Source organism: Variovorax sp. efr-133-TYG-130 (assembly GCF_030208835.1).
Lineage (GTDB): Bacteria > Pseudomonadota > Gammaproteobacteria > Burkholderiales > Burkholderiaceae_C > Variovorax.
Window position 1 is genome coordinate 78,564 of record NZ_JARVTD010000037.1, and the last position, 25,370, is coordinate 103,933.

The following is a 25,370-nucleotide window of genomic DNA, read 5'->3' on the forward strand; positions in this document are numbered from 1 at the left end:
CCCGCATGCCCCGTCCAGCGCGCCCGTCCGCCGCAGTGGTTTCCATCGAGGAGCCGGAGTCCGCATCCGCCTCCGGTTCGTCGGCCGAACGCAGCCTTCGCCTGCTGGCGCTGCTGGCCAACGAGGGCAGGGCGCTCACGCTCGCCGACCTGGCCGCGCAGCTGGGCCTGCCCAAGGGCACCGCGCACCGCATCTGCACGCAACTGCTGGCCGGCGGCTTCCTGGCGCGCGACGTGGACGAGCGCTCGTTCAGCGTCGGCCCCGCGCTGCGCAAGCTGGCCTTCGACACGCTGAACCACGGCGTGGTGCGCGGACTGCGCCACGAAGTGCTGTCGGCACTGGTGCGCGAGGTCGGCGAGACCTGCAACCTCACCACGCTCGATGGCGCGCAGGTGCTCTACCTCGACCGCGTGGAAGCGCAATGGCCGCTGCGGCTGACGCTCGACGTGGGCTCGCACGTGCCGCTGCACTGCACCGCCAGCGGCAAGCTGTTCCTGGCGCAGATGCCGAAGAAAGAACGCGACGCGCTCATCGACGGGCTGCCGCTGGAGCGCATGACCGCCAACTCCATCACCGGCGCTGTAGCGCTGCGCGCCGAGTGCGACGCCATCGCCAAACAGGGCTATTCATGCGACCGCGAGGAGTTCATTGCCGGCCTGGTGGCGGTGGCCGTGCCGGTGCGCGATGCGCAGGGCGCGGTGCGCGCCGCGCTGGCGGTGCATGCACCCACCGCGCGGATGTCGATGGACGATGCACTCGAGCGCATCGACGCGCTCAAGGCTGCCGCCGCAAAGATGACCGCGCTGCTCTGAAACCTGCCGGCTCCGCCGTGCCGGCGGCTTCGGAATCCGCCATGACGCCAAAGGGAACACACGCATGCTGAACGTCGCCGATACCATCCGCAACTACAACGCCGGCCGCGACCCCGAGCGCCTGGCGATGAAATACGCCAACCTGCGCACCAACCCCTTCGTGTTCCTGCGCGGCACCTGCCACCTGTTCTACGAGCGCCTGCCCCAGGACGCGCTGTTCGCCGGCAAGGCGCCCGCCGGCTGGGTTTGCGGCGATGCGCACCTGGAGAACTTCGGCAGCTACAAGGGCGACAACCGCCTCGTGTACTTCGACCTCAACGACTTCGACGAAGCCGCGCTGGCGCCCGTCACCTGGGATCTTGTGCGTTTCCTGTCGAGCATCCTCGTGGCCGGAGACGGCCTCTGCGCCACCACCGACGACGCCGATGCGCTTTGCAACACCGCGCTCGACGCGTACGCCGGTGCGCTGCAGTCGGGCAAGGCGCGGTGGGTGGACCGCGACAACGCCGGCGGCCTGATCGGGCAACTGCTCGACACCCTCAAGGCGCGCACCAGGCCGGCCTTCCTGGACAAGCGCACCGACCGCAAGGGCCACGGGCGCGTCATTCGCATCGACAACAAGCGTGCGCTCGCCGCCACCGATGCGCAGCGCGACCGCGCGACGAAGCTGGTCGACGGCTACGCCGCGACGCAGGACAAGCCCGGGTTCTTCAAGGTGCTCGACGTGGCGAGGCGCGTCGCCGGCACCGGCAGCCTGGGCGTGGAGCGCTACATCGTGCTGGTCGAGGGCAAGGGCTCGCCCGACGGCAACTACCTGCTCGACCTGAAGGAGGCGCTACCTTCATCGCTGGTGCCGCGCCTGAAGCTCGCGCAACCCGCCTGGCCTTCGCAGGCGCACCGCGTGGTGGGGCTGCAGCGCCGCATGCAGGCCGTGTCGATGGCCTTCCTGCAGCCCATCGCCGGCGCCGGGCCGGATGCTGCCGCCTCCTACGTGCTGCGCGGCCTGCAGCCCAGCGAAGACCGCGTGAGCCTTGACGTGAAGCGAACCTCGCCCGACCAGATCCGCGGCGTCACCGACGAAATGGGGCAGCTCATGGCATGGGCGCAGCTGCGCAGTTCAGGCCGCCAGGGCTCGGCCACCGCCGACGCCTTGATCGACTTCGGCGGCTCGGCGAAGTCCTGGCGCAAGGACCTGATGGCGGCTGCGCACCAGTGCGCGGCGCAGGTGGTGAAAGACTGGAAGGATTACTGCGGGGCTTTTGACGCGGGGGCGATGGGGCCGTCCAAATAGCGCCAGCCACTTACCCGATCAAACCCGCCACCGACCGCACCACACTCACCGCCGCCAACCCGATCAGCAGATTCAGCACATGCTTCCTGAACTGCTCCGGCGACACGCCCTTGAACGAGCGCTGTCCCCACCAGATGCCTGCAAGCATCGCCGGTGCCAGCCACAGCGCCCACTTCAGCGTGTCCGGCCCCAGCAGGTTGCCGGATGCATGCGCCGATGACGGCATCAGCGCCGCGCAGACAAGCGACACCACGTCGCTGAACAGCAGCAGCGCGATCAGCGTGGCGCGCAATCGGGCCGGCGCCATCTTCGCGGTGCTCAGCAGCACGGCGATGGCGATGCCGCCGATGGCGGCCACGCCGTTGATGAAGCCCGATGCCAGGCCCGCCGACAGCCGCACGCCGCGTGTCGGCACCAGCGTGGCGCGCGCGCCGGCGCGCAGCAGCAAGGCGGCCGACATCAGCAGGGCGCCGATCAGCAGCCGCAGCGGCGTCTCCGGCAGCCACGCGAGCAGCGCCACGCCGACGGGAATGCAGATCAGGTTGCCCAGCATCAGCCAACTGAGCCACGGCATGTCGATGTCGCGCGCGATGCCGCGCAGCTGGCTCAGGCTCGCCAGTATCTCGAGCATGAAGATCGCGGGCACCACCAGCGCGGGCGACACCACCAGCGACATGCCCGCCACCGTGATGGCCGAGAAGCCGAAGCCCGCGAAGCCGCGCACGATGCCGGCCGCGAACACCACGCACAGGCTGTAGGCCAGCGTGGCCGGTGCCAGTGGTGGCACCAGGAGCGCGGACACGATTGCCGACATTGAGTCCATGAGACCGTAACGCGTCAGCGGCGGTGGCGTCCGGCCATCAACCCGATCACCTCGCGAAAGATGGTGTTGCCGCTGCTGCCGGCCAGGTCGAGCACATGGCTGCGGCTGTAGCAGGGGCTCAGATCGAGGCCCACGCCGATGCCTGCAAGGGCGATGTCGCCGCGCTGCTCCTGGCGCGCGACCACGTCTCGCAGGTGGTGGTCGAGGTAGTGCGCGTCGTTGGCCAGGTGCGTGGCGCTGTCCATCGGCGAGCCGTCGGAAATCACGAGCAGCAGCTTGCGCGCCTCGCCGCGCTGGCGCAGCCGCGTGCAGGCCCAGTCGACCGCTTCGCCGTCGATGCCTTCGCGGAACAGGTCGGCCTTCAGCAGCGCCGCCATTGCGGGGCGCGCGCGACGCCACGGTGTGCCGGCGGCCTTGAAGACGATGTGGCTGCGCTCGTTGAGGCGGCCGGGATGCGGCGGCCGGCCGGCACGCACCCATTCGCGCTGCGGGCGACCGCCGTTCCATGCGCCGGTGGTGAAGCCCAGCACTTCGCTGGCCACGCCGGCCTGTTCGAGCGCGCGTGCGAACACGTCGACCATCATCGCGACCGATTCGGCATGCTCCTTCATCGAGCCCGAGCAGTCGATGAGGAAAGTGACGATGCAGTCGGCCAGCGGCTCCATGCGCTCGGTGCGGAACAGGCGGCGCTCGGTGGGCGATGCGACGAGCTGCGCGAGCCGGCGCCCGTCGATGAGGCCTTCTTCCTGCCCGCCGTCCCAGCCGTCGCGCTCCGGCTCTGCCAGCAGGGCGCGCAATTCGCGCGCGAGGCGGGCGATGTTCACGCCCTGCGCGGCGATGCGGCGGTCGAGCTTTTCCCGGTGCTGCGCGAGCACTTCCTTGCGCGCGAGCGTGGCGGCGTCGTGCTCGCGGTCGTAGGCCGTGGTGAAGACGCGGTAGGCGCCGCCCGCGTCGTCGAGCACCGTGCTGCGGCCCGACTCGGCGGTGGTGAAGCGCTCGACGATCTCCTGGTCCATGTCGGCCACGAGGCTGAACACGCTGCGCTTGTCGTCCACATGCGGATCGCGCGCGGTGTCGCTGCCTTCCTCGCCGGCCTCGTGCAGCATCGCGGCCACGGTGCGCGCGATGGCGAGGGCGTGCACCGCATAGGCGGCCTGGTCGTCGCGGTCTCTGCGCAAGCCCGCCAGCGCATGGCCGATCAGCGGCGCAAGCGCGAAGCGCGTGGCTTCGAGCATGTCCTCTGTTTCTTCCACCACCTGCTGGCCGCTCACGCGGGCGCGGCAGATCTGCGCCACGGCGTACAGCAGCAGGCCGCGCGCAGTGTCGGTCAGCCCCGAGTGATGGAAGGCCAGCGACCATTGCTCATGCCGGTGCCGCAGGTTGCGGCGCATGCCGGCCATGGCGTCGGGCGCCAGCGCCTCGGCGCGGAACTGCTCCAGCATTTCGAACAGCATGCGTTCGACCGGCTCCTGTGGCTGCAGTGTTGCATGCAGCGCCGCATCCGACACGGTGAGCCGCAGCGCGAGCCCGTCGGCCACGCCGCGGAACGAAGCAAAGTCGTCGGTGTCGGGCGAGGGATGCAGGTGCGGCGCGAACCACGGCAGCGCGATGCGGCCGCGGTGCAGCCGCCGTCCGCGAAAGTGCAGGTCGCGCTCGCCGCTGAAGGCGCGCACCACGCCCGCGCAGAGCTCCGCGACCTGCTCCTCCTGCCGCACGCGGCGCTGCATCGCGCTCGCGGGCTCGGGGCTCATTCGCGCGGACCTGCGCAGAGCTGGTGCGACTCCTTCAGCTCGCGGTCGAAGCAGCGCTGGAAGTACTCGGCCACCAGCGGCCGTTCGGCGTCGTCGCACTTGTTGACGAAGGAGAGACGGAATGCGAGCGCCGGGTCCTTGAATATCTCGATGTTCTCGGCCCAGGTGATGACGGTGCGCGGCGACATCAGCGTCGACAGGTCGCCCGCCGCAAACCCTTTGCGCGTGAGGTCGGCCACGGCCACCATCGACGCGACCAGCTTCGTGCCCGCCTCGCCGGCCAGCGAAGGCACGCGCGCCTGCACGATGGCGATTTCTTCTTCGGCCGGCAGGTAGTTGAGCGAGGCCACGATGTTCCAGCGGTCGATCTGCGCATGGTTGAGCCGCTGCGCGCCGTGGTACAGGCCGTTGAGGTTGCCCAGGCCCACCGTGTTGGCGGTGGCGAACAGGCGGAAGAAGGGGTGCGGCCGCAGCACCTTGTTCTGGTCCATGAGCGTGAACTTGCCGTCGCGCTCCAGGATGCGCTGGATGACGAACATCACGTCGGGCCGGCCCGCGTCGTACTCGTCGAAGATCAGCGCCACCGGCCGCTGCAGCGCCCAGGGCACGATGCCTTCCTGGAACTCGGTGACCTGCTTGCCTTCGCGCAGCACCACCGCGTCCTTGCCGACGAGGTCGAGCCGGCTGATGTGGCCGTCGAGGTTCAGGCGTACGCAGGGCCAGTTCAGGCGCGCCGCCACCTGCTCGATGTGCGTCGACTTGCCGGTGCCGTGCAGCCCCTGCACCATCACGCGCCGGTCGCGCGTGAAGCCGGCCAGGATGGCGAGCGTCACGTCGGGGTTGAAGCGGTAGACGGCATCGACCTCGGGCACGTGATCGTCACGTTCGCTGAAGGCGGGCACCTGCAGATCGGTGTCGATGCCGAACACCTCGCGCACGCTGAGCATCCGGTCGGGGCGAAGGTCGGCGGTGTCGGTCACGTTGGGCTTTCTGGAAAGAAGAAGGGTCAGGCCTGCGCGCGGTCGGAGAACGCCGCGCTGGCATCGATGCGGCTCAGTGCCTTGGCTGCACGCTGCATTGCTGGCAGCAGCGTCTTCGCCTTGGCCGCATCGAGTCGCATCACCGGCGCCTGCACCGCGATGCAGAGGTTGGAGGGCGCGTCGTCGCCTGAAGGCACCAGCGTGGCGATGCACAGGAGGCCGGGCAGGAACTCTTCGTGGTCGATGGCGTAGCCGTCCTTGCGGATGCGCTGCACTTCCTTTTCCAGCGCATCGGGGTCGGTCAGTGTCTTGGGCGTGTACGGCTCCAGCGGCGCGTTCGACAGCAGCCGCCGGCGTTGCGCCGGGCTCATCTGGGAGAGAAAGATCTTGCCGCTGGCCGAGCAGTGCACAGGCACGCGCGAGCCCGAGTGCAGGTAGAAGCGCAGCGGCGCGGCGGTTTCCACGCGGTCGAGGTACACCACCTCGCTGCCCGACAGCGCCGTGAGGTTGCAGCTCTCGCCGATTTCTTCCACCAGCTGGCGCAGCACCGTGTGGCGCGCGCCGTGCAGGCTGTCGTTGAGCAGCAGGTTCTCGGCCAGCCGCCGCAGCCGCGTGCCGATGCCGTAGTGCCGGCCGTCGCCTTCGCGCTGCAGCAGCCCCGCGCCCTCGAGCTGCTGGAGCATGCGGTGCAGCGTGGGCTTGGGCAGGCCGGTTTCTTCCACCAGCCCCTGCAACGAGTAGCGCTGGTCTTTCGCGGCCATGACTTCGAGCAGCGCGAACAGGCGCATGGTGGGCGTGTCGCCCGCCGGTTCGGCGGCTTCCACGGGGAGCCCTTTGACGATCTTCATGGGCCGGATCATAGATGTTTTACAAAAAAAGAGACAAGGCGTACCGATTTTTGTAAATTGTTTGACGCGGTGCCGATGCCGTCCTATATTCCGCCGGAATGAATTCCGGAACAAGTCGTTCCGACTTTTTGGGTGCAAGCCAACGCCCATCATCCTTTCAGGAGACGCCTTCCATGAGCCAGAAGCCAGCCGCAGCCCCCACCCGCGAAGCCGTCAAGGGCGTGCAGAAGATGACGCCCTCCGAGGCATTCGTCGAGACCATGGTCGCCAACGGCGTGACCGACATCTTCGGCATCATGGGCTCGGCCTTCATGGACGCGATGGACATCTTCGCGCCCGCCGGCATCCGGCTGATCCCGGTGGTGCACGAGCAGGGCGGCGCCCACATGGCCGACGGCTATGCGCGCGTGTCGGGCCGCCACGGCCTGGTCATCGGCCAGAACGGCCCCGGCATCAGCAACTGCGTGACGGCCATTGCCGCGGCCTACTGGGCGCACAGCCCGGTGGTGATGATCACGCCCGAGACCGGCACCATGGGCATGGGCCTCGGCGGCTTTCAGGAAGCCAACCAGCTGCCGATGTTCCAGGAGTTCACCAAGTACCAGGGCCACGTCAACAACCCCAAGCGCATGGCCGAGTACACCGCGCGCTGCTTCGACCGCGCCATCTCCGAGATGGGCCCGACGCAGCTCAACATTCCGCGCGACTACTTCTATGGCGAGATCCAGTGCGAGATCCCGAAGCCGATGCGCGTGGAGCGCGGCGCGGGCGGAGAGAACAGCCTGAACGCGGCGGTCGAGCTGCTGGCCTCGGCCAGGTTCCCTGTGATCCTCTCGGGCGGCGGCGTGGTCATGGGCGATGCGGTGGAAGAGTGCAAGGCCCTGGCGGAGCGCCTGGGCGCGCCGGTGGCCAACGGCTACCTGCGCAACGACTCCTTCCCCGCGAGCCATCCGCTGTGGGCCGGCCCGCTGGGCTACCAGGGCTCCAAGGCGGCGATGAAGCTCATCGCGCAGGCCGACGTGGTGCTGGCTCTGGGCTCGCGCATGGGCCCCTTCGGCACGCTGCCGCAGCACGGCATGGACTACTGGCCGAAAGACGCGAAGATCATCCAGGTCGAGGCCGACCACACCAACCTGGGCCTGGTGAAGAAGATCACCGTCGGCATCCACGGCGACGCCAAGGCCACGGCCAAGGAACTGCTCAAGCGCCTGCAGGGCAAGACGCTGGCCTGCGACGCCACCAAGGCCGAGCGCGCCGAAAAGATCAAGGCCGAAAAGGCCGCGTGGGAAAAGGAACTCGACGAGTGGACCCACGAGCGCGACCAGTTCAGCCTCGACGCCATCGAGGAAGCCAAGGGCGAGAAGACGCCCACCGGCGGCAGCTACCTGCACCCGCGCCAGGTGCTGCGCGAGCTTGAGAAGGCCATGCCGCCGCGCGTGATGGTCTCCACCGACATCGGCAACATCAACGCCATTGCCAACAGCTACCTGCGCTTCGAGGAGCCGCGCAGCTTCTTCGCGCCGATGAGCTTCGGCAACTGCGGCTACTCGCTGCCCACCATGATCGGCGCCAAGTGCGCCGCACCCGACCGCCCGGCCGTGGCCTATGCCGGCGACGGCGCCTGGGGCATGAGCATGGTGGAAATCATGACGGCCGTGCGCCACGACATTCCGGTGACGGCCGTGGTGTTCCACAACCGCCAGTGGGGCGCGGAGAAGAAGAACCAGGTCGACTTCTACAACCGCCGCTTCGTGGCCGGCGAACTGGAAAGCGAGAGCTTCGCGGGCATCGCCAAGGCCATGGGCGCCGAAGGCATCGTGGTCGACAAGCTCGAAGACGTGGGCCCGGCGCTGAAGAAGGCCATCGACATGCAGATGAACGAAGGCAAGACCTGCGTCATCGAGATCATGTGCACCCGCGAGCTGGGCGACCCCTTCCGCCGCGACGCGCTGTCCAAGCCGGTACGATTCCTCGACAAGTACAAGGACTACGTCTGAAGAACCCATGACCGATTCGCTGCTGACGCTCAACGCGGGCTCCTCGTCCATCAAGGTCGCATTGTTCGGTGCGGCACATCCGGGCGGCGGCGATGCGTTGCCGTCGGCGCGCTGGTCGGGCCAGGCGGACGGTCTGGGCGCGGGCCTGCAGGCGCGGCTGCGCATTCGCGATGCACAGGGCAAGACGCTGCTCGACGAGCCGCTCGATGGCGCACGCGCCTCGCACCAGGGCGCGCTGGCCGCGCTGCTCGAATGGCATGCGCAGCAAGGCGAGGGCGGGCGCATCGCGGCGGTGGGGCACCGCATCGTGCATGGCGGCACGGACTTCGTGGCGCCGGTGCGCGTCGACGCGGCATTGCTCGATGCACTCGCCAAGCTGGAGCCTTTGGCGCCACTGCACCAGCCGCACAACCTGGCGGGCGTGCGCGCGGCCATGGCCGCCTTCGAGGGCGTGCCGCAGGTGGCGTGCTTCGACACGGCCTTCCATGCGGTGGAGCCGGAGGTCAACCGGCGCTTTGCGTTGCCGCGCGAGTTGCACGACGCTGGCGTGCGGCGCTACGGCTTCCACGGCCTCTCGTATGAATCGATCGTTGCGCAGTTCGCGGGCATCGCGCCCGAGCTGGCGCAGCGGCGCGTGATCGTCGCGCACCTGGGCAATGGCGCGTCGATGTGCGGCATGGTCAACGGCCGCTCGGTCGCGACGACCATGACCTTCTCTCCGCTGGACGGCCTGACCATGGGCACGCGCTGCGGCCGCATCGACGCGGCCGTGGTGCCCTACCTGATGCGATCGCGCGGCATGTCGGCCGACGCGGTCGAGAAGCTGCTGTTCCGCGAATCGGGCTTGCTGGGGCTGTCGGGCGTGTCGAGCGACATGCGTGCGCTGCAGGCTTCGGCAGAGCCGGCGGCTGCCGAGGCGATCGCGCATTTCGTGGAGCAGGTGGTGCAGCACATGGGCATGCTGGCGGGCGCCTTGCGCGGCGTGGATGCCATCGTGTTCACCGGAGGCATCGGCGAGAACGACGCGCCGCTGCGCCAACGCATGCTCGAAGACTGCGCCTGGCTGGGCGTGCAGATGGATGCAGCCGCCAACCGGGACGGCGCTGCGCGGCTCACCATGGCCGGCAGCCCTGTGAGCGCCTGGGTGCTGCGCACCGACGAAGAAGCGGTGATCGCGCGCCACACCGCGCGCGTGCTGCACATGGGCTGAGCGCGGGCTGAGCGCTCAGCGCGCGGCGGCGCTGGTGGCCATGCGCGGCACCGTTGCGCCGCAGTGGCGCAGGAAGTCGGCGGTTGCGCCGCCCAGCAGCTTGTCGCGGTGCATCACCGTCGCCAGCTTGCGCACGCCGGCCGGCAGCCGCGTGCGCAGTTCGACCAGGTGCCCGTCTTCCAGCGCCTGCGCCACGGTGTAGCGCGACAGGCAGGCCAGCCCGGTGCCCGTGGCCACCACGCGCTTGATGGCCTCGGTGCTGCCGAGTTCGAAGCCCACGTTCACCTGCTCCAGGTTCTGGATCAGCCAGGCATCGGTGACCTGCCGCGTGCCCGAGCCGTGCTCGCGCAGCACCCAGGTGGCCTGCGACAGTTGCTTGTGCGTGGCCACGCGGCCGGCCAGTGCATGGCCCGGCGCGGCCACGATCACCAGTTCGTCGCTGCGCCATGCGCGCACCACCAGGTCGGGGTGGGTCTGCGGGCCTTCGATGAAACCCACGTCGACGTCGAAGCCCGCCACCGCCTCGATCACGTCGCGCGTGTTGGCGATGTGCAGCCGCACCTGGCTCTGCGGATGCAGCGCGGTCCATTGCGACATGCGCTCGGGCAGCAGGTATTCGCCGATGGTGAAGCTCGCCGCCACGCGCAACGGCGCCGCATGCTCGGCGCTGAAGAGGGCCTGCACCTCGCCCGCCTGGTCGAGCAGCGCCTGCGCCTTGGGCAGCAGGGCGCGGCCGTTCTCGTTGAGCACCAGCCGGCGGCCGATGCGGTCGAACAGCAGCACGCCGACCGAGGTTTCCAGGTCGGCCAGCGCGCTGCTCGAGGCCGACTGCGAACGCGCGATGCGGTCTGCCGCCGCACGGGTGCTGCCGCCGCGCGCGGTGGCCACGAACACCTCCAGCTGCCGCAGGTTCAGGCGCAGGCGCTGCGCCGAAAGTTGATCTGTTTTTCCGGTCATGGTGAGAGATATTCTGCGCTTTTCCGATTGATCGGGTGTGCCTAACATCGGCTGCGCCACGCCTGAAAACAAAGGACCGACAGTGTTCAGTTTCCTGTCCCGCGAGCCCGTGCACGACCCGCTGTCGGCGCCCACTCCCACGGCCGACACCACGGTCAAGACCACCACCTGCTACATGTGCGCCTGCCGCTGCGGCATCCGCGTGCACCTGCGCGAGGGCGAGAAGGGCCCGGAGGTGCGCTACATCGACGGCAACCCGGACCATCCGCTGAACCAGGGCGTGATCTGCGCCAAGGGTTCGTCGGGGATCATGAAGCAGGTGTCGCCCGCGCGCATCACGCAGCCGCTGTTGCGCAAGGCCGGCAGCGAGCGCGGAGCGGCCGAGTTCGAGCCCATCAGCTGGGAGCGCGCCTACGACCTGCTGACCGAGCGCCTCGCGAAGATCCGCGCCACCGACCCCAAGAAGTTCGCGCTGTTCACCGGCCGCGACCAGATGCAGGCGCTCACCGGCCTGTTCGCGCGCCAGTTCGGCACGCCCAACTATGCGGCGCACGGCGGCTTCTGCTCGGTCAACATGGCCGCGGGGATGATCTACACCATCGGCGGCAGCTTCTGGGAGTTCGGCGGGCCCGACCTGGAGCGCGCCAAGCTGTTCGTGATGATCGGCACCGCCGAAGACCATCACAGCAACCCGATGAAGATCGCGATCAGCAAGTTCAAGCGCTCGGGCGGGCGCTTCATTTCGATCAACCCGGTGCGCACGGGCTATTCGGCCATTGCCGACGAGTGGATTCCCATCAAGCCGGGAACCGACGGCGCGCTGTTCATGGCGCTGCTGCACGAGCTGATCGCAAGCGAACTCGTGGACCATGCCTTCCTCAAGCGCTTCACCAATGCGCCGCAGCTCGTGGTGCTCGACGACTGCGAGCGGCAGGGCCTGTTCGCCTTCGACCCCGACCCGCAACGCGGCCCGCCCGGCGACGGACGCAATCCGCACAACAAGCTGGTGTGGGACAAGGCCAGCGGCAGCGTGAAAAACGCCTACCCCGAAGGCATCGAGGAAGGCTGCGACCCGGCGCTCGAAGGTCACTACACGCTGGCCGACGGCACGCGCGTGGCGCCGTCGTTCCAGTTGCTGCGCGATCGCGTCGCCGCCTGCACGCCCGAGTGGGCGCAGTCCATCACCGGCATCGACGCGGCGCGCATCCGCAAGCTGGCGCGAGAAATGGGCGAGACCGCGCTCAAGCAGGCCTTCGAGCTGCCGATTCCGTGGACCGACGCCTGGGGCAAGAAGCACCCGACCACGCAGGCGCGGCCGGTGGCCTTCCATGCGATGCGCGGGCTGGCGGCGCACTCCAACGGCTTCCAGACGGTGCGCGCGCTGGCGGTGCTGATGAGCGTGCTCGGCACCATCGACGCACCCGGCGGCTTCCGGCACAAGGCGCCGTATCCGCGCCACATCGTGCCCAACTACCGGGCCTTCAACGACCCCGGCATGATCCAGCCGAACACGCCGCTCAATGCGGCTCCGCTGGGCTTTCCGGCCGGCCCGGACGAGCTGGCCATCAACCCCGACGGCTCGCCGATACGCATCGACCATGCCTTCTCGTGGGAGCACCCGCTGTCGGCGCACGGGCTCATGCACAACGTGATCACCAACGCGGCCAAGGGCGACCCCTACCGCATCGACACGCTGCTGATCTTCATGGCCAACATGGCCTGGAATTCGAGCATGAACACCATGGCCGTGCGCGAGATGCTCAACCGCAAGGACGAGAAGGGCGAGCACATGATCCCGTTCCTGGTGGTGTGCGACGCCTTCCAGAGCGAGACCGTGGCCTTCGCAGACCTGGTGCTGCCCGACACCACGTACCTCGAGCGGCACGACGTGATGGGCATGCTCGACCGGCCGATCTCGGAGTTCGACGGGCCGGTCGATTCGGTGCGCGTGCCGGTGGTGCCGCCGACGGGCGAGTGCAGGCCGTTCCAGGAGGTGCTGATCGAGCTGGCTTCGCGGCTGAAGTTTCCGGCCTTCACCACGCCGGAGGGCGGGCGCAAGTACACGGGCTACCCGGACTTCGTCGTCAACTTCGAGCCGCAGCCGGGCATCGGCTTTCTCATGGGCTGGCGCGGCAAGGACGGCACCGAGCACCTGCGCGGCGCGCCCAACCCCAAGCAGTGGGAGGCCTATGCGCAGAACAACTGCGTGTTCCAGTACCACATGCCCGAGACCATGCACTACATGCGCAACTGGAACCGCGAGTACCTGGACTTTGCCAAGGACAAGGGCTGGCGCCAGCGCAACGACCCGGTGCAGCTGGCGCTGTATTCCGACACGCTGCAGAGCTTCAGGCTCGCGGCACAGGGCAAGAGCCCGGGGCGGCAGCCGCCCGATGCATTGCGCGAGCGCATCGACAAATACTTCGACCCGCTGCCGTTCTGGTATCCGCCGCTCGAAGAAGCGGCGACCGACCTGGCCGCCTATCCGCTCAACGCGCTCACGCAGCGGCCGATGGCGATGTACCACTCGTGGGACTCGCAGAACGCATGGCTGCGGCAGATCCACAGCCATAACTACCTGCACGTGAATCCGCTGACCGCGCAGGCGGCGGGCATTGCGGACGGCGGCTGGTGCTGGGTCGAGAGCCGGTGGGGCCAGGTGCGCTGCATGCTGCGCTACAGCGAGGCGGTGGAGCCGGGCACGGTGTGGACCTGGAACGCCATCGGCAAGGCCGACGGTGCATGGCAACTGGCACCGGGAGCCGACGAGGCGCGCAAGGGCTTCCTGCTGAACCACCTGATCAGCGAGGAACTGCCCTGCGCAGGCACCGCGAGCGGGACCATCAGCAACTCGGATCCGATCACCGGGCAGGCGGGGTGGTACGACGTGCGGGTGCGCATACGGCCGGCGGAGCCCGGCGAGCCTGAAGAAAGCTATCCGCAGGTTGCGAGCATGCCGGCGGTGCCTGGGGTGCTGGGGAAGGCGGCGAGTGTGCTGACGTACTTTGCGGGGAGGGGGAAGAAATGATGCAGTGGCTCAAGGATCTGCTGTCCCCCGTGTCGCTCCCTCCCCCTCTGGGGGAGGGCGGGGGTGGGGGCATCGGCGTTGGAGCTGGAAGCCTTGTTGCATCGAAGGCCGGCGTGCCCCCACCCCGACCCTCCCCCAGAGGGGGAGGGAGCAATGCAACCCAGCGCGCAGAGCAGGGCGAAACCCTCGCCAAGCAACTCGCCCTCGTCATCGACCTCAACGTCTGCGTCGGCTGCCACGCCTGCGTCACGTCCTGCAAGCAATGGAACACCTCCGGCAGCGCAGGCCCGCTGGCCGATGAACGCCCCTATGCCGCCAACCCCACCGGCACCTTCTTCAACCGCGTGCAGACCTACGAGGCCGGCGCCTTTCCCGTCACCGAGACCATCCATTTCCCCAAGAGCTGCCTGCACTGCGAAGACCCGCCGTGCGTTCCGGTGTGCCCCACGGGCGCGAGCTACAAGCGCAAGGAAGACGGCATCGTGCTGGTCGACTACGACAAGTGCATCGGCTGCAAGTACTGCGCATGGGCCTGCCCCTACGGCGCGCGCGAGCTCGACGAGGAGCGCCAGGTCATGACCAAGTGCACGCTGTGCGTGGACCGCATCTACGACGAGCAGTTGCCCAAGGAAGACCGCAAGCCGGCCTGCGTGAAGGCCTGCCCGACCGGCGCGCGCATCTTCGGCGACGTGAAGGACCCGGACTCCGAAGTGTCGAAGGCCATCCGCGAGCGCGGCGGCTACCAGCTGATGCCCGAGTGGGAGACCGGCCCGGCCAACCAGTACCTGCCCCGGCACATCACGCAGCCGGCGGACGCGAAGGAGTAGCCGCATGCATCCCGCGTTCTCGATTCTTTTCTTCACCACGCTGGCCGGCGCCGCGCAGGGGCTGGTGTTCGCGCTGGCGCTGGCCGTGCTGTTCGGCCTGGAACTGGCGCCGGGCTTCCTGGGCATTGCGCTGGGCGTGGCCGAGGTGCTGCTGGTGGCGGGCCTTGCCGCATCGTTCATGCACCTGGGCCGCAAGACGCGCGCATGGCGGGCGGTGTTGATGTGGCGCACTTCGTGGATGTCGCGCGAGGTCATCGTGCTGCCGGTGTTCATCGCGCTGGTGGCGTCGTGGTGGCTGTCGCTGCGGCTGGGCGCGGGCGCGCCGTGGTCGTGGCTGTTGCCGCTGCTGGTGCTGTGCGGTGCGATGCTGCTCTGGTACTGCACCGCAATGATCTACGCCTGCCTGCGCTTCATCGAGGAATGGGCGCACCCGCTGACGGTGCTCAACTTCACGTTGATCGGCCTGTCTTCGGGGCTGGTGCTGGCATGCGCGATGGCGGCCCCGAGCGGCGAGGCGCGCTTCGTGCAGGTGTTCGGGCCATGGGCGCTCGTCGCCACGCTGGCCGCCTGGGCCGCGCGCGGCGGCGCCTTGCGGCGCAATGCGCGCCTGCGCCACAAGTCGACCTTGCAGTCGGCCACGGGCATCCGCGCGCAGAAGCTGGTGCAGAAGTCCATGGGCATGTCGGCCGGGTCGTTCAACACGCGGGAGTTCTTCCATGGCGTGTCGCTCGCGGCGCTCGGGAACATGAAGCTCGGTTTTCTGCTGCTGGCCTTCGTGCTGCCCGCGTTGCTGGCGGCATGGGGCGTCGCGAGCGCGTCGGTGCTGCCGTGGCTGCTGGCGGTCGCCGTGCAGGCGCCGGGCCTGCTGGCCGAGCGCTGGTTTTTCTTCGCGCAGGCCAGGCATCCGCAGAACCTCTATTACCAGGTCGTTTCCTAGGCTTGTTGCGGTTTGCGCCACGGGTCATCGGCGCGTCATGCACGGATGGAAGGATTCGAAACTTTTGTTTCCTGCCCTTCCTCCATGTTGCCGAACCTGCCCCTTCCCCGTGCCTTGACCGGCCTGCCGTCTTCGTCCCTCGGCCTTGTTGCGCTGCTGCTGGCCTCTTGCGGCGGGGGAGGCGGCGGCGGCGGCGGCGTTCTTTTCGCACTGCCTCCGGCCGCCACGACGCCCGCGCCCGCACCTGCGGCTTCTTCGAACGTGAGCGGTGTGGTCGTGGGAAGCTATTTCGTCAACGCGAAGGTCTGCCTCGACATCAACGCCAACGGCCGCTGCGATGCCGACGAACCCTCCACGCGCACCGACAAGCAGGGCGGCTTCACGCTGGCTGGCGCAAGCGCAGGCATCGTGGCCGAGATCGGCACCGATGCCACCGAGCTCGATCCCGCCACCTCCACCTCGAAGCCCGTGACCTCGCGGCTCGTGCTGCGCGCGCCGAAAGAGGCACCGGGCGTCGTCGACTACCAGTCGACCGCCGTGGTCGCCGAAATGGAAGCCGGCGGCCTGGACTTCAAGGCGGCCAGCAGCAAGGTCGCCATCTCGGTCGGCGTGGTGGCAGCCAAGCTGCTCGGCGACTTCAACACCGAGGGCGATCCGGTGGCCAAGGCCGCGCTCAAGGCCGCGTCCGACGAGGGGCTGCAGCGCATCCGCGATGCGCTTGCGTCGGCCGCCGCCGGCGACGACGTCAAGGCCGTGCTGACCGCCGCGGCCCTGACCGACCGCTACTACCAGACCAAGGCCCCGTACCGTCCGCAGCAGGACGTGAGCACCTACGAGGCGCCGCCCGCGGGCTTTGCGCCGGTCTACACCGAGATGATCGCGCGCCACGGCTCGCGCGGACTGTCCAGCCTCAAGTACGACCTGGCCGTCTACAACATGTGGGAGAAGGCACGGGACGATGGTGCGCTCACGCCGCTCGGGCAGAAGCTCGGGCCCGACGTGCTGAAGATCATGAAGGCCAACTTCCTGCTGGGCTACGGCGTGGCGGGCATCAGCACGCCTGGCTACGGCAACGAGACGCAGGTCGGCATCAACGAACACACGCAGTTGGCGGCGCGGCTGGTGCAGCGGCTGCCGGCCTACTGGAAGCAGGTCGGCGACAGCGCCGGCTCGGCGCCCCGGCAGATCGTGACCGTCACTTCCGGCGTCGACCGCGCGGTCGACAGCGGCAACTTCTTCGTGCAGTCGCTCAAGGCGGCGCAGCCCGCGCTGGCGCCGCTCGTCACCTACCCGGCGGCACCGGTGCCTTACCCCGACACCGGCGCCGCGGTGAGCCAGCCGGCCGGCACCAACCGCTTCCTGCTGTACTTCCACAAGCTCGTGAAGGCCACCGACCAGGTGACCAAGCCGGCTGACCCGCTCTACACGACCTACCAGGACAGCCAGGCCTACCAGGCCTACAAGTCCGGCGACGCCGACCTGGCCGCCAAGCAGAGCGGCCTCACGGTCACGCCCGAGGCCGCGGCGGCCGGCCGGGTGCTGCTGGAGCGCCTGTTCGCCAAGAGCTTCGTCGACAAGATCGCCGACGGCAGCTACAGCTTCGCGAATACAGGCACCCGCACTTTCGCGAGCGACGACGGCAAGTTCTCGTCCAGCCTGAGCGGTGACGGCAAGACCACGATCAAGTCCCTGGGCGACGCCGGTTCGCTGCTGTACGAGCTCTACGTGATCGCTCCGGCCATGCGCAGCGAGGCCGGCGTCGACTTCGCCGCCTACATGCCCGCCGCGCAGGCGAAGTTTTTCGCCGCGCTCAACGACGGCTCCGACTTCTACGACAAGGGCCCCGGCATGACCGAGAAGGGCGACATCACTTCGCGCATGTCGCAGATCCTGGTGGACGACATGTTCAACGAGGTCGACGCCATCGCGCGCGGCGACCGCTCGCACGCCGCCAAGCTGCGCTTCGCGCACGCCGAGATCCTCATGCCCTTTGCCGTGCGCATGGGCCTGAAGGGCTTGGACCAGAGCGTGCCCAAGGCCGCCAACTTCAGCTACGGCAGCAATGCATGGCGCGGCGAGTACGTGTCGCCGATGGCTGCCAACATGCAGTGGGACGTGTATGCCGACGCCAGCGGCAAGCTGCTGGTGAAGATGCTCTACAACGAGAAGGAAACCGACTTCAAGGCCGCCTGCGACGGCGCGAAGAAGGCGGGCACCGCCCACTACTACGACTACACGGCCCTGAAGGCCTGCTACGGCCACGCGGTGGCGCAGTAGGCCTGCTTCGTGTTGCCGCGGCGGTCGGCAGCGGCTGCGCCTACTTGCGTACCGGTTCGCGTATCGCGGCCCGCGCGAGCCGCCACGCCGCCAACAGGAACACCAGCGGCAGCACGATGGTCTGCAGCACGAACAGGGAGATCAGCTTCACGATGCGCTCCGCCCAGTCGGAGGCGGATTTCAGGATCTGGTCGTAGGTCGCCTTGAGGTTGGGCAGCTTCGGCAGCCAGCGTTCGACGCGATCGCGCCAGCCTTCCTGCGCCACGGGGGCTTCCTGCGTGGCATCGACGACGGCGATCGGCGACTTCTCGATGCCCGAGAGCGCTGCCTGGTAGTCGTTGGCCATGAACACGCGGTAGAGGCCTTCGTTGGCCACGGCCGCAAGCGGCACCGCGAAGCGCACCAGCAGCAGGCCGATCAACGCCGATTGCAGCCAGCGCGGCGAACTGCCGCGCCGCCAGCGCCACACGATCCAGGCCAGCGCCACCGCGCAGACCAGGTAAGACATGAGGTGGTGCGCGCCGATGCTCAGCAGCACCAGCTGAATGCCGAAAGACACGCTGGCCGCGAGCATCACCGCCGCGAATTGCTCGATGAGTTCGTTCAGCGGCTTCAGCGCCTGCCCCGGCGCGAAGCTCACGCCCACGCCGCCCGGCGTGGCGTCGACCTGCGTGCCCTGCGCCACCGACACCACCGCGCCCAGCGCGCGTGCCGCGGCAAAGGTGGTCAGCGCGCGCTTCAGCCCGTCGTTGACCTGGGCTCGCGCGGGCGCGTCGATGGGCGCGACCCAGCAGCCGACGAACACCAGCACGGCGATGAGCAGGAGATAGGCGCGTTGCAGCAGGAGGGGCTTGGGCAGGGGCATGGTCGAGGCGCGGTCGGGGCGGAGGATGCGGCCATTCTCCACACGGCCCCCGGCACGCGGTGCCGATACCCTTGAGCGGCGTCTAGCTTCTGCGCGGGCCCGTGGCGCGCGGCTTGCCTGGCGTGCCCGGCAGCAGGTGGTCGAGCGGCAGCGCCGTTTCCGACTTGATCTCGCGCAGCACGATGCTCGAGCGCACATGCGTCACGCCCGGCAGGCTGAACAGCACCTCGTGCAGGAAGCGCTCGTAGTGCTTCATGTCGGGCACGGTCACGTTGAGGATGTAGTCCGCCGGGCCGGTGGCCGACACGCAGCGGATGATCTGTGGGCTCGCCGCCACGGCTTCTTCGAAGCGCTGCACCATCGCCTCGCTGTGGCGGTCGAGGTTGACCTCGGCCACGGCCGACACGTGCAGGCCGACCTGCTCGGGGTCGACCAGCGTGGTGTAGCCGCGAATGACGCCGGCCGCCTCCATGTCCTTGATGCGCTTCCAGCAAGGCGTGGGCGACAGCCCGATGGTCTCGGAAATCTGCTGCACGGTCTGTCGCCCGTCGTGCTGCAGCGCGGAGAGGATCTTGAGGCAGTGCTCGTCGAGTGAAACGGTGCCGGCATTCATCGCGGGATCGCAGGTAGTGGCGTCGCAGCGATTCTCACTGATCGATGTGTCCGGCCGGTGCTGTGCCCCGGCCGCCGCCGGCGCCGAATCTATGCGTCGCGGGCGCGCGCGAATTCCAGCGGCAGGTCCTTGAACTGCTTCTTCAGCGAAGCGTCGGGCGAGCCGCCCACCACGATGCGCGCGAAGGCATCGAGCGGACTGAAGAACGCCGGGCGCAGGGTGCCGAGCTTGCTTTCGTCCACCACCAGGAAGCTCTGCGACGCGCAGCGGATGGCCGCCTGCTTCACTGGCACTTCGTGGAAGTTGGAGCAGCTCGCGCCGCGTTTCAGGTCGATCCCGCCCGCCGAGATGAAGGCCTTGCTCACGCCCAGCCTGGCGAGGTACTGCAGGCCCTCGTCGGAGAAGAAGGTGGCCGAAGAGGGGTGGTAGAGCCCGCCCATCAGCATCAGCTGCGTGTTCGGACGGCGGCTCAGCACCTGCGCAATGTTCGTGGAGTAACACGCCACGCTCAGCGGCATTTCTGGCGGCAGCGCCTCGGCGAAATGGACCATGGTGGTGCCGCAGTCGATGAACAGGCTGTCGTGCGGCTGCACCAGCCTGGCGGCGTGTTCGCAGGCCAGGCGCTTGTTGGCCGCGTGCTGGTCGCTGGCCTCGTCGAGCGAGTAGCGCTCGGCACCGGGCAGCGTGGTGGCCAGCACGTAGCCCCCGAGGACGGAGAGGGGCGATTCAGCCGACGACAGGTCGCGGCGGATGGTCATTTCCGTCACGTCGAGCTGCAGCGCCGCCTGCTTGATCGGCAGCGGGCCGCCGGCCTCGACGAGTTCCTGCATCCTGGCCAGGCGCATGGCCCGGGCTTCGGCTCCGGCTGTTCTTCGCATGTTCGGTTTTCTCAGATCCACGTGGCGGAGTATCGGTCATGGCACGCTGGATTAATGTTTCTTGAAAAACATATTGCGCTGATAAATGTTGTTGTAATAACATTTAGGCCAACACGAACAGCATCAAGGCTGAGCAGCCACGCGGCGCAGCCCGGAGACAAAAGACATGCCCATTGCCTGCCCGCCGCAGCCGCGGCCCTTGCGCCTGACGGCGCCCGCCCATCCATGACCTCCACTTCCCTCGTTCGCCCCAGCGGCGCGGTGCGCTCGCGCCCGGCGCCGCCGGCTTCCGCCAATGCGGATGCCCCGGCCTTGCCGGCGGCGCCCGCGCAGGCGCATGCCGCCGCTGCCCGCAACACCGCCCAGCCGTTCGACGCGGGCTGGATCGAAGGCATCCGCTTCAACCTCTCGGCTGCGGAGCGCCGCGTGGCCACGCTGCCCGGCCGCCGCTCGGTCAAGAAGGACGCGCAGGCCGGCTGGCTGCTCAAGGCGATCACCTGCATCGACCTCACCACGCTCAGCGGCGACGATACCGCCGAGCGCGTGAAGCGGCTCTGCGCCAAGGCCGCGATGCCGGTGCGCCCGGACCTGCTGGCCGCCCTCGGCTTCGCCGACCGCAAGCTGCACACCGGGGCTGTGTGCGTGTACCACCGCTTCGTCTCGACCGCGGTCGAGGCGCTGGCGGGCACCGGCATTCCGGTGGCGGCGGTGTCCACGGGCTTTCCGGCGGGCCTGATTCCGCACGAGCTCAAGCTCAAGGAAATCGAAGCCTCGGTGCGCGACGGCGCCTCGGAGATCGACATCGTCATCACCCGCGAGCATGTGCTCACCGGCCAGTGGAAGAAGCTCTACGACGAGATGCTCGATTTCCGCCGCGCGGCGGGCGCGGCGCACGTGAAGGCGATCCTCGCGACGGGCGAGCTCAAGACGCTGCGCAACGTCGCCAAGGCCTCGATGGTCTGCATGATGGCCGGCGCCGACTTCATCAAGACCTCCACCGGCAAGGAGGGCGTCAACGCCACGCCGCTGGTCACGCTCGCGATGCTGCGGATGATCCGCCAGTACGAGGCCCGCACCGGCCTGCGCGTGGGCTACAAGCCGGCGGGCGGCGTTTCCACCGCCAAGACCGCGCTCGACTACCAGGTGCTCATGAAGGAAGAGCTGGGCCGCGACTGGCTCGAGCCCGATCTGTTCCGCATCGGCGCTTCCACGCTGCTGGCCGACATCGAGCGCCAGCTGGAGCACCACATCACCGGCCGCTACTCGGCCTACAACCGCCACCCGATCGGATGAGCCCGATGAGCAGCAGCAACAACAACTCCGCCGCCGGCAGCAGCGTCGCGCGCTATTTCGACACCATGGACTACGGCCCCGCGCCCGAGAGCGACACCGACGCACGCGAATGGCTCGCGCGCCATGCCGAAGGCTTCGGCCACTTCATCGACGGGCGCTTCACGTCCGCTTCCGGCGGCGTGCATTTCGACACGGCCGAGCCGGCCACCGGCCAGCGCCTGGCGCGCGTTGCGCAGGGTTCCGCGAAGGACGTGGACGCCGCGGTGGCTGCGGCGCGCGCCGCGCAGCCCGGCTGGCATGCGCTCGGCGGCCATGGCCGCGCACGGCACCTGTACGCATTGGCGCGCATGGTGCAGCGCCATGCGCGCCTGCTCGCGGTGGTCGAGGCGCTGGACAACGGCAAGCCGATCCGCGAGACGCGCGATCTCGACGTGCCGCTGGCCGCGCGCCATTTCTATCACCACGCCGGCTGGGCGCAGCTGCAGGAGCGCGAGTTCGCCGACCAGGTGCCGCTGGGCGTGGTCGGCCAGATCATTCCGTGGAACTTCCCGCTGCTGATGCTCGCGTGGAAGATCGCTCCCGCGCTGGCGCTGGGCAACACCGTGGTGCTGAAGCCGGCGGAGCTCACGCCGCTGAGCGCCTTGCTCTTCGCTGAACTGGCGGCGCAGGCGGGCCTGCCGGACGGCGTGCTCAACGTGGTGACGGGCGACGGCGCCACGGGCGCGGCGCTGGTCGCGCACAAGGGCGTGGACAAGATCGCCTTCACCGGCTCGACGGAAGTAGGGCGGCTGATCCGCGCCGCCACGGCGGGCACGGGCAAGTCGCTCACGCTGGAGCTGGGCGGCAAGTCGCCCTTCATCGTGTTCGACGACGCGGACATCGACGCCGCCGTCGAAGGCGTGGTCGACGCCATCTGGTTCAACCAGGGCCAGGTGTGCTGTGCCGGTTCGCGGCTGCTGCTGCAGGAAGGCATCGCGGACGACTTCATCGCGCGCCTGAAGCGCCGCATGCAGACCCTGCGCGTGGGCCTGCCGCTGGACAAGGCGATCGACATGGGCAGCCTGATCGACCCCACGCAGCTCGAACGCGTGCGCTCGCTGGTGGCCGCCGGCGTGCGCGAGGGCGCGACCTGCTACCAGGCGCCGGGCGAGCTGCCGCCGGGCGGCAGCTTCTTTGCGCCGACGCTGCTGACGGGCGTGCAACCGGCATCCACCGTGGCGACCGAGGAGATCTTCGGGCCCGTGATGGTCACGATGACTTTCCGCACGCCCGACGAAGCCGTGGCGATCGCCAACAACACCCGCTACGGCCTCGCCGCCAGCGTGTGGAGCGAGACCATCGGCCTCGCGCTGGGCATCGCGCCGCAGCTGCAGGCAGGCGTGGTCTGGGTCAACGCGACCAACCTGTTCGACGCGGGCGTGGGCTTCGGCGGCTACCGCGAATCGGGCTACGGGCGCGAGGGCGGAAGAGAAGGCTGCTACGAATACCTGAAGCCGCGTGCCTGGGCGCAGCGCAAGCCGCGCCTGGCAGATGTGGCCGCTGCGGTGGCGGCGAACGAAGCCGCCGCGAAGACCGGTAACGGTTCTTCGCCCGCGCTGCCCGCCATCGACCGCACCGCCAAGCTCTTCATCGGCGGCAAGCAGGTGCGGCCCGACGGCGAGCTGTCGCGCCCGGTCTTCGCGGCCGGCGGAGAGCGCGCCGGCGAAGTGGGGGTGGGCAACCGCAAGGACATCCGCAACGCGGTGGCCGCTGCGCGCGCCGCGGCGAGCTGGTCGAGCGCGACGCCGCATCGCCGCGCGCAGGCGCTGTACTACCTCGCGGAAAACCTCTCGGCCCGCGCCGGCGAGTTTGCCGCGCGCATCGCCAGCCTGACCGGTGTTGGCGCGCAAGCCGCTCAGGCCGAGGTCGACGCATCGGTGGGCCGCCTGTTCGCCTACGGCGCCTGGGCCGACAAGTACGAGGGCGCGGTGCATGTGCCGCCGCTGCGCGGCGTGGCGCTGGCCACTGTCGAGGCGATCGGCGTGGTGGGGGTGGTGTGTCCCGACGAGGCGCCGCTGCTGTCCTTCGTGAGCCTGCTCGCGCCCCTCATGGCCATGGGCAACCGCACGGTGATCGTGCCCGGCGAGAAACACGCGCTGGTCGCCACCGACTTCTATCAGGTGCTGGAGACCTCCGACCTGCCGGCCGGCGTCGTCAACCTCGTGACCGGTCCGGCCGCGAGCCTCGCGCGCACGCTGGCCGAGCACGACGATGTCGATGCGCTGTGGGTTTTCGGTGCGAAGGAACTGTCGCGCGATGCCGAACTGCTGTCGGTCGGCAACCTCAAGCGCACGCTGGCCGACCACGGCCTTGCCACCGACTGGCACGACCCGGCCTCTTCCGAGGGCCCCGCGTTCCTGCGGCACGCCACGCAGGTCAAGAACATCTGGATTCCCTATGGCGAATGAGCGGGCGGCCGTCGTGCCCGTCACACGAACCAAGGGAAATCCCCAAATAGCAAACGTTTGCGCAAACGTTTTCTTTACTTAAGATCGCAACCGCGACAGCCGTTCCAATTCGAGGAGACAGACCGCATGCTGAAGTCCATTCATCCGCTGCTCAACGCCGACGTGCTCTACGCCCTGCGCGCCATGGGTCATGGCGACGAACTGGTGCTGTGCGACGCCAACTTCCCGGCCGACTCGGTCGCACGCCAGACCACGCTGGGCCGGCTGCTGCGCATCGACGGCGTGGGCACCACCGAAGCGGCGCGCGCCATTCTTTCGGTGCTGCCGCTGGACAACGCGGTGGACGATCCGGCGCGGCGCATGGAAATCATGGGCCAGTCCGACGAGATCCCGCCGGTGCAACTTGAAATGCAGCGCGAGATCGACGCGGCCGAAGGGCGCCCACGGCCGATGGGCTCCATCGAGCGCTTCGCCTTCTACGAGGCCGCGCGCCGCGCGTACTGCGTGATCGCCACGGGCGAGCGCCGCTTCTACGGCTGCTTCGTGTTCAAGAAGGGCGTGCTCGCCCCCGAGGCCTGAATCGCGATGACCGCCTTTTCCTCGCAGCAGCACGGCGTGGCCGTGCTCGGCATCTTCGTGGCCGACCTCGCCTTTCGCGCGGCCGATCTTCCGGGCGTCGGCCAGACCATCGCCGGCTCCGGCTTTGCCATGGGCCCCGGCGGCAAGGGCTCCAACCAATCTGTGGCGGCGGCGCGCGCAGGCGCGCAGGTGACTTTCATCTCCAAGCTCGGGCAGGACTCCTTCGGCGCCAACGCGCTCGCACTGTGGGCGCAGGAAGGCATCACGCCGCGCGTGCCGCAGGTGGCGACGCAGCCGACCGGCGCGGCCTTCATCTACGTGCACGAGGTCACGGGCGCCAACGCCATCATCGTGGTGCCCGGCGCGGCGGCGCTCATCGACACCGCGGACGTGGATGCCGCCGCCGACGCCATCCGCGGCGCGCGCGTGTTCGTCACGCAACTCGAGCAGCCGGCCGGCGCCGCGCAGCGCGGTCTGGAACTCGCGCGTGCGGCAGGCACGGTCACGGTGTTCAACCCCGCGCCCGCGTTGCCCTTCGACGATGCCGTGTACCCGCTGTGCGACTACATCACGCCGAACGAGCACGAAGCCGCCGCGCTCAGCGGCATTGCCGTCGAGACCGTCGAGGACGCGCGTCGTGCTGGCGACTTCTTTCTTTCCAAGGGCGTGGGCTGCGCGCTCATCACGCTCGGAGACAAGGGCGCGCTGCTGCACAGCGCGAACCAGTCGGTGCACCTGCCCGTGTTCAACGCCGGCGCGGTGAAGGAAACGGCCGGCGCGGGCGATGCCTTCAACGGCGGCTTCGCGGCCGCGCTGGCCGAAGGCGCCTCGCCGCTGGAAGCCGCGCGTTTCGGCTCCGCCGTGGCGGCCATTTCGGTCACGCGCGCGGGCACCGCGCCGTCGATGCCCACGCGCGCCGAGGTCGACGCGCTGCTGGGCCGGGCGGCAGCCTGAACC

20 protein-coding genes are annotated in these 25,370 nt (G+C 68.9%); 12 read left to right on the plus strand and 8 right to left on the minus strand.

What is annotated here, in order from left to right:
- Positions 1–5: 5 nt before the first annotated feature.
- Complete coding sequence (locus QRN67_RS28820) at positions 6–812, plus strand: IclR family transcriptional regulator (protein WP_285414642.1); 807 nt, start codon at positions 6–8, stop codon at positions 810–812.
- 64 nt (positions 813–876) lie between these two features.
- The gene (locus tag QRN67_RS28825) at positions 877–2,103 is read left to right on the plus strand and encodes a DUF2252 domain-containing protein (protein ID WP_285414643.1); all 1,227 of its coding nucleotides are present in this window, start codon (positions 877–879) and stop codon (positions 2,101–2,103) included.
- A 10-nt stretch (positions 2,104–2,113) separates the two neighbouring features.
- On the opposite strand, the gene QRN67_RS28830 is transcribed toward QRN67_RS28825, so the two are convergent.
- From QRN67_RS28830 to QRN67_RS28845, 4 genes are read right to left on the minus strand one after another with little or no spacing between them, the layout of a single operon-like run.
- Positions 2,114–2,905: a sulfite exporter TauE/SafE family protein gene (locus QRN67_RS28830; protein WP_285414644.1), complete on the minus strand. Its 792-nt coding sequence runs from the start codon at positions 2,903–2,905 to the stop codon at positions 2,114–2,116.
- Positions 2,906–2,940: 35 nt separating this feature from the next.
- The gene (locus QRN67_RS28835) at positions 2,941–4,677 is read right to left on the minus strand and encodes a cobaltochelatase CobT-related protein (protein ID WP_285414645.1); all 1,737 of its coding nucleotides are present in this window, start codon (positions 4,675–4,677) and stop codon (positions 2,941–2,943) included.
- Positions 4,674–5,657: an AAA family ATPase gene (locus QRN67_RS28840; protein WP_285414646.1), complete on the minus strand. Its 984-nt coding sequence runs from the start codon at positions 5,655–5,657 to the stop codon at positions 4,674–4,676. The genes QRN67_RS28835 and QRN67_RS28840 overlap by 4 nt, the downstream gene beginning before the upstream one ends.
- A 26-nt stretch (positions 5,658–5,683) precedes the next feature.
- The gene (locus tag QRN67_RS28845; protein ID WP_285414647.1) at positions 5,684–6,517 is read right to left on the minus strand and encodes an IclR family transcriptional regulator; all 834 of its coding nucleotides are present in this window, start codon (positions 6,515–6,517) and stop codon (positions 5,684–5,686) included.
- Positions 6,518–6,678: 161 nt separating this feature from the next.
- On the opposite strand from QRN67_RS28845, the gene xsc reads away from it, so the two are divergent.
- Together xsc and QRN67_RS28855 are read left to right on the plus strand one after the other, a co-directional pair.
- Positions 6,679–8,502, plus strand: coding sequence for a sulfoacetaldehyde acetyltransferase (xsc, locus tag QRN67_RS28850; protein ID WP_285414648.1), 1,824 nt, complete (start codon positions 6,679–6,681; stop codon positions 8,500–8,502).
- A 7-nt stretch (positions 8,503–8,509) separates the two neighbouring features.
- The gene (locus QRN67_RS28855; protein ID WP_285414649.1) at positions 8,510–9,712 is read left to right on the plus strand and encodes an acetate/propionate family kinase; all 1,203 of its coding nucleotides are present in this window, start codon (positions 8,510–8,512) and stop codon (positions 9,710–9,712) included.
- A gap of 15 nt (positions 9,713–9,727) precedes the next feature.
- Here the strand turns inward: QRN67_RS28855 and QRN67_RS28860 are convergent, their stop codons facing one another.
- Positions 9,728–10,669: a LysR family transcriptional regulator gene (locus QRN67_RS28860; protein ID WP_285414650.1), complete on the minus strand. Its 942-nt coding sequence runs from the start codon at positions 10,667–10,669 to the stop codon at positions 9,728–9,730.
- Between the two features lie 82 nt (positions 10,670–10,751).
- On the opposite strand from QRN67_RS28860, the gene QRN67_RS28865 reads away from it, so the two are divergent.
- The 4 genes from QRN67_RS28865 to QRN67_RS28880 all read left to right on the plus strand — a co-directional run bounded on the left by QRN67_RS28865 (position 10,752) and on the right by QRN67_RS28880 (position 17,738).
- Positions 10,752–13,697 carry a molybdopterin oxidoreductase family protein gene (locus tag QRN67_RS28865; protein WP_285414651.1) on the plus strand — a complete coding sequence of 982 codons (2,946 nt, stop codon included), beginning with the start codon at positions 10,752–10,754 and terminating at the stop codon, positions 13,695–13,697.
- Positions 13,694–14,524: a 4Fe-4S dicluster domain-containing protein gene (locus QRN67_RS28870; RefSeq protein WP_350226960.1), complete on the plus strand. Its 831-nt coding sequence runs from the start codon at positions 13,694–13,696 to the stop codon at positions 14,522–14,524. The genes QRN67_RS28865 and QRN67_RS28870 overlap by 4 nt, the downstream gene beginning before the upstream one ends.
- A 4-nt stretch (positions 14,525–14,528) precedes the next feature.
- On the plus strand, positions 14,529–15,461 hold the full coding sequence (locus tag QRN67_RS28875) for a dimethyl sulfoxide reductase anchor subunit family protein (protein WP_285414653.1): 933 nt from the start codon (positions 14,529–14,531) through the stop codon (positions 15,459–15,461).
- Between the two features lie 84 nt (positions 15,462–15,545).
- Positions 15,546–17,738 carry a histidine phosphatase family protein gene (locus QRN67_RS28880; RefSeq protein ID WP_285414654.1) on the plus strand — a complete coding sequence of 731 codons (2,193 nt, stop codon included), beginning with the start codon at positions 15,546–15,548 and terminating at the stop codon, positions 17,736–17,738.
- Positions 17,739–17,778: 40 nt separating this feature from the next.
- Here the strand turns inward: QRN67_RS28880 and QRN67_RS28885 are convergent, their stop codons facing one another.
- The 3 genes from QRN67_RS28885 to QRN67_RS28895 all read right to left on the minus strand — a co-directional run bounded on the left by QRN67_RS28885 (position 17,779) and on the right by QRN67_RS28895 (position 20,094).
- Entirely contained in the window at positions 17,779–18,603 is an 825-nt protein-coding gene (locus tag QRN67_RS28885; protein WP_285414655.1) for a hypothetical protein, read from the minus strand.
- A gap of 82 nt (positions 18,604–18,685) precedes the next feature.
- Complete coding sequence (locus tag QRN67_RS28890; protein WP_285414656.1) at positions 18,686–19,216, minus strand: Lrp/AsnC family transcriptional regulator; 531 nt, start codon at positions 19,214–19,216, stop codon at positions 18,686–18,688.
- Positions 19,217–19,305: 89 nt separating this feature from the next.
- Positions 19,306–20,094, minus strand: a complete 789-nt coding sequence (locus tag QRN67_RS28895; RefSeq protein WP_285414657.1) for a DeoR/GlpR family DNA-binding transcription regulator — start codon at positions 20,092–20,094, stop codon at positions 19,306–19,308.
- A gap of 225 nt (positions 20,095–20,319) precedes the next feature.
- Here QRN67_RS28895 and deoC point away from each other — a divergent pair, with 225 nt between their 5' ends.
- The 4 genes from deoC (at position 20,320) to QRN67_RS28915 (ending at position 25,367) form a co-directional block, all read left to right on the plus strand.
- Entirely contained in the window at positions 20,320–21,387 is a 1,068-nt protein-coding gene (gene deoC, locus QRN67_RS28900; RefSeq protein ID WP_106937203.1) for a deoxyribose-phosphate aldolase, read from the plus strand.
- Between the two features lie 5 nt (positions 21,388–21,392).
- Positions 21,393–23,834, plus strand: coding sequence for an aldehyde dehydrogenase family protein (locus tag QRN67_RS28905; protein ID WP_285414658.1), 2,442 nt, complete (start codon positions 21,393–21,395; stop codon positions 23,832–23,834).
- Positions 23,835–23,960: 126 nt separating this feature from the next.
- Positions 23,961–24,413, plus strand: coding sequence for an RbsD/FucU family protein (locus tag QRN67_RS28910; RefSeq protein ID WP_106937205.1), 453 nt, complete (start codon positions 23,961–23,963; stop codon positions 24,411–24,413).
- A gap of 6 nt (positions 24,414–24,419) precedes the next feature.
- Complete coding sequence (locus tag QRN67_RS28915) at positions 24,420–25,367, plus strand: ribokinase (protein ID WP_106937206.1); 948 nt, start codon at positions 24,420–24,422, stop codon at positions 25,365–25,367.
- The last annotated feature ends 3 nt before the right edge of the window (positions 25,368–25,370 follow it).

Bases quoted from the DNA above. Each gene is read 5' to 3' on its own strand.
- deoC (WP_106937203.1), top strand. From the start codon at position 20,320: ATGACCTCCACTTCCCTCGTTCGCCCCAGCGGCGCGGTGCGCTCGCGC.
- QRN67_RS28915 (WP_106937206.1), top strand. From the start codon at position 24,420: ATGACCGCCTTTTCCTCGCAGCAGCACGGCGTGGCCGTGCTCGGCATC.
- QRN67_RS28910 (WP_106937205.1), top strand. From the start codon at position 23,961: ATGCTGAAGTCCATTCATCCGCTGCTCAACGCCGACGTGCTCTACGCC.
- QRN67_RS28855 (WP_285414649.1), top strand. From the start codon at position 8,510: ATGACCGATTCGCTGCTGACGCTCAACGCGGGCTCCTCGTCCATCAAG.
- QRN67_RS28890 (WP_285414656.1), bottom strand. From the start codon at position 19,216: ATGAATGCCGGCACCGTTTCACTCGACGAGCACTGCCTCAAGATCCTC.
- QRN67_RS28820 (WP_285414642.1), top strand. From the start codon at position 6: ATGCCCCGTCCAGCGCGCCCGTCCGCCGCAGTGGTTTCCATCGAGGAG.
- QRN67_RS28895 (WP_285414657.1), bottom strand. From the start codon at position 20,094: ATGCGAAGAACAGCCGGAGCCGAAGCCCGGGCCATGCGCCTGGCCAGG.
- QRN67_RS28870 (WP_350226960.1), top strand. From the start codon at position 13,694: ATGATGCAGTGGCTCAAGGATCTGCTGTCCCCCGTGTCGCTCCCTCCC.
- QRN67_RS28885 (WP_285414655.1), bottom strand. From the start codon at position 18,603: ATGCCCCTGCCCAAGCCCCTCCTGCTGCAACGCGCCTATCTCCTGCTC.
- QRN67_RS28845 (WP_285414647.1), bottom strand. From the start codon at position 6,517: ATGATCCGGCCCATGAAGATCGTCAAAGGGCTCCCCGTGGAAGCCGCC.
- QRN67_RS28875 (WP_285414653.1), top strand. From the start codon at position 14,529: ATGCATCCCGCGTTCTCGATTCTTTTCTTCACCACGCTGGCCGGCGCC.
- QRN67_RS28835 (WP_285414645.1), bottom strand. From the start codon at position 4,677: ATGAGCCCCGAGCCCGCGAGCGCGATGCAGCGCCGCGTGCGGCAGGAG.
- QRN67_RS28880 (WP_285414654.1), top strand. From the start codon at position 15,546: ATGTTGCCGAACCTGCCCCTTCCCCGTGCCTTGACCGGCCTGCCGTCT.
- QRN67_RS28825 (WP_285414643.1), top strand. From the start codon at position 877: ATGCTGAACGTCGCCGATACCATCCGCAACTACAACGCCGGCCGCGAC.
- QRN67_RS28860 (WP_285414650.1), bottom strand. From the start codon at position 10,669: ATGACCGGAAAAACAGATCAACTTTCGGCGCAGCGCCTGCGCCTGAAC.
- QRN67_RS28905 (WP_285414658.1), top strand. From the start codon at position 21,393: ATGAGCAGCAGCAACAACAACTCCGCCGCCGGCAGCAGCGTCGCGCGC.
- xsc (WP_285414648.1), top strand. From the start codon at position 6,679: ATGAGCCAGAAGCCAGCCGCAGCCCCCACCCGCGAAGCCGTCAAGGGC.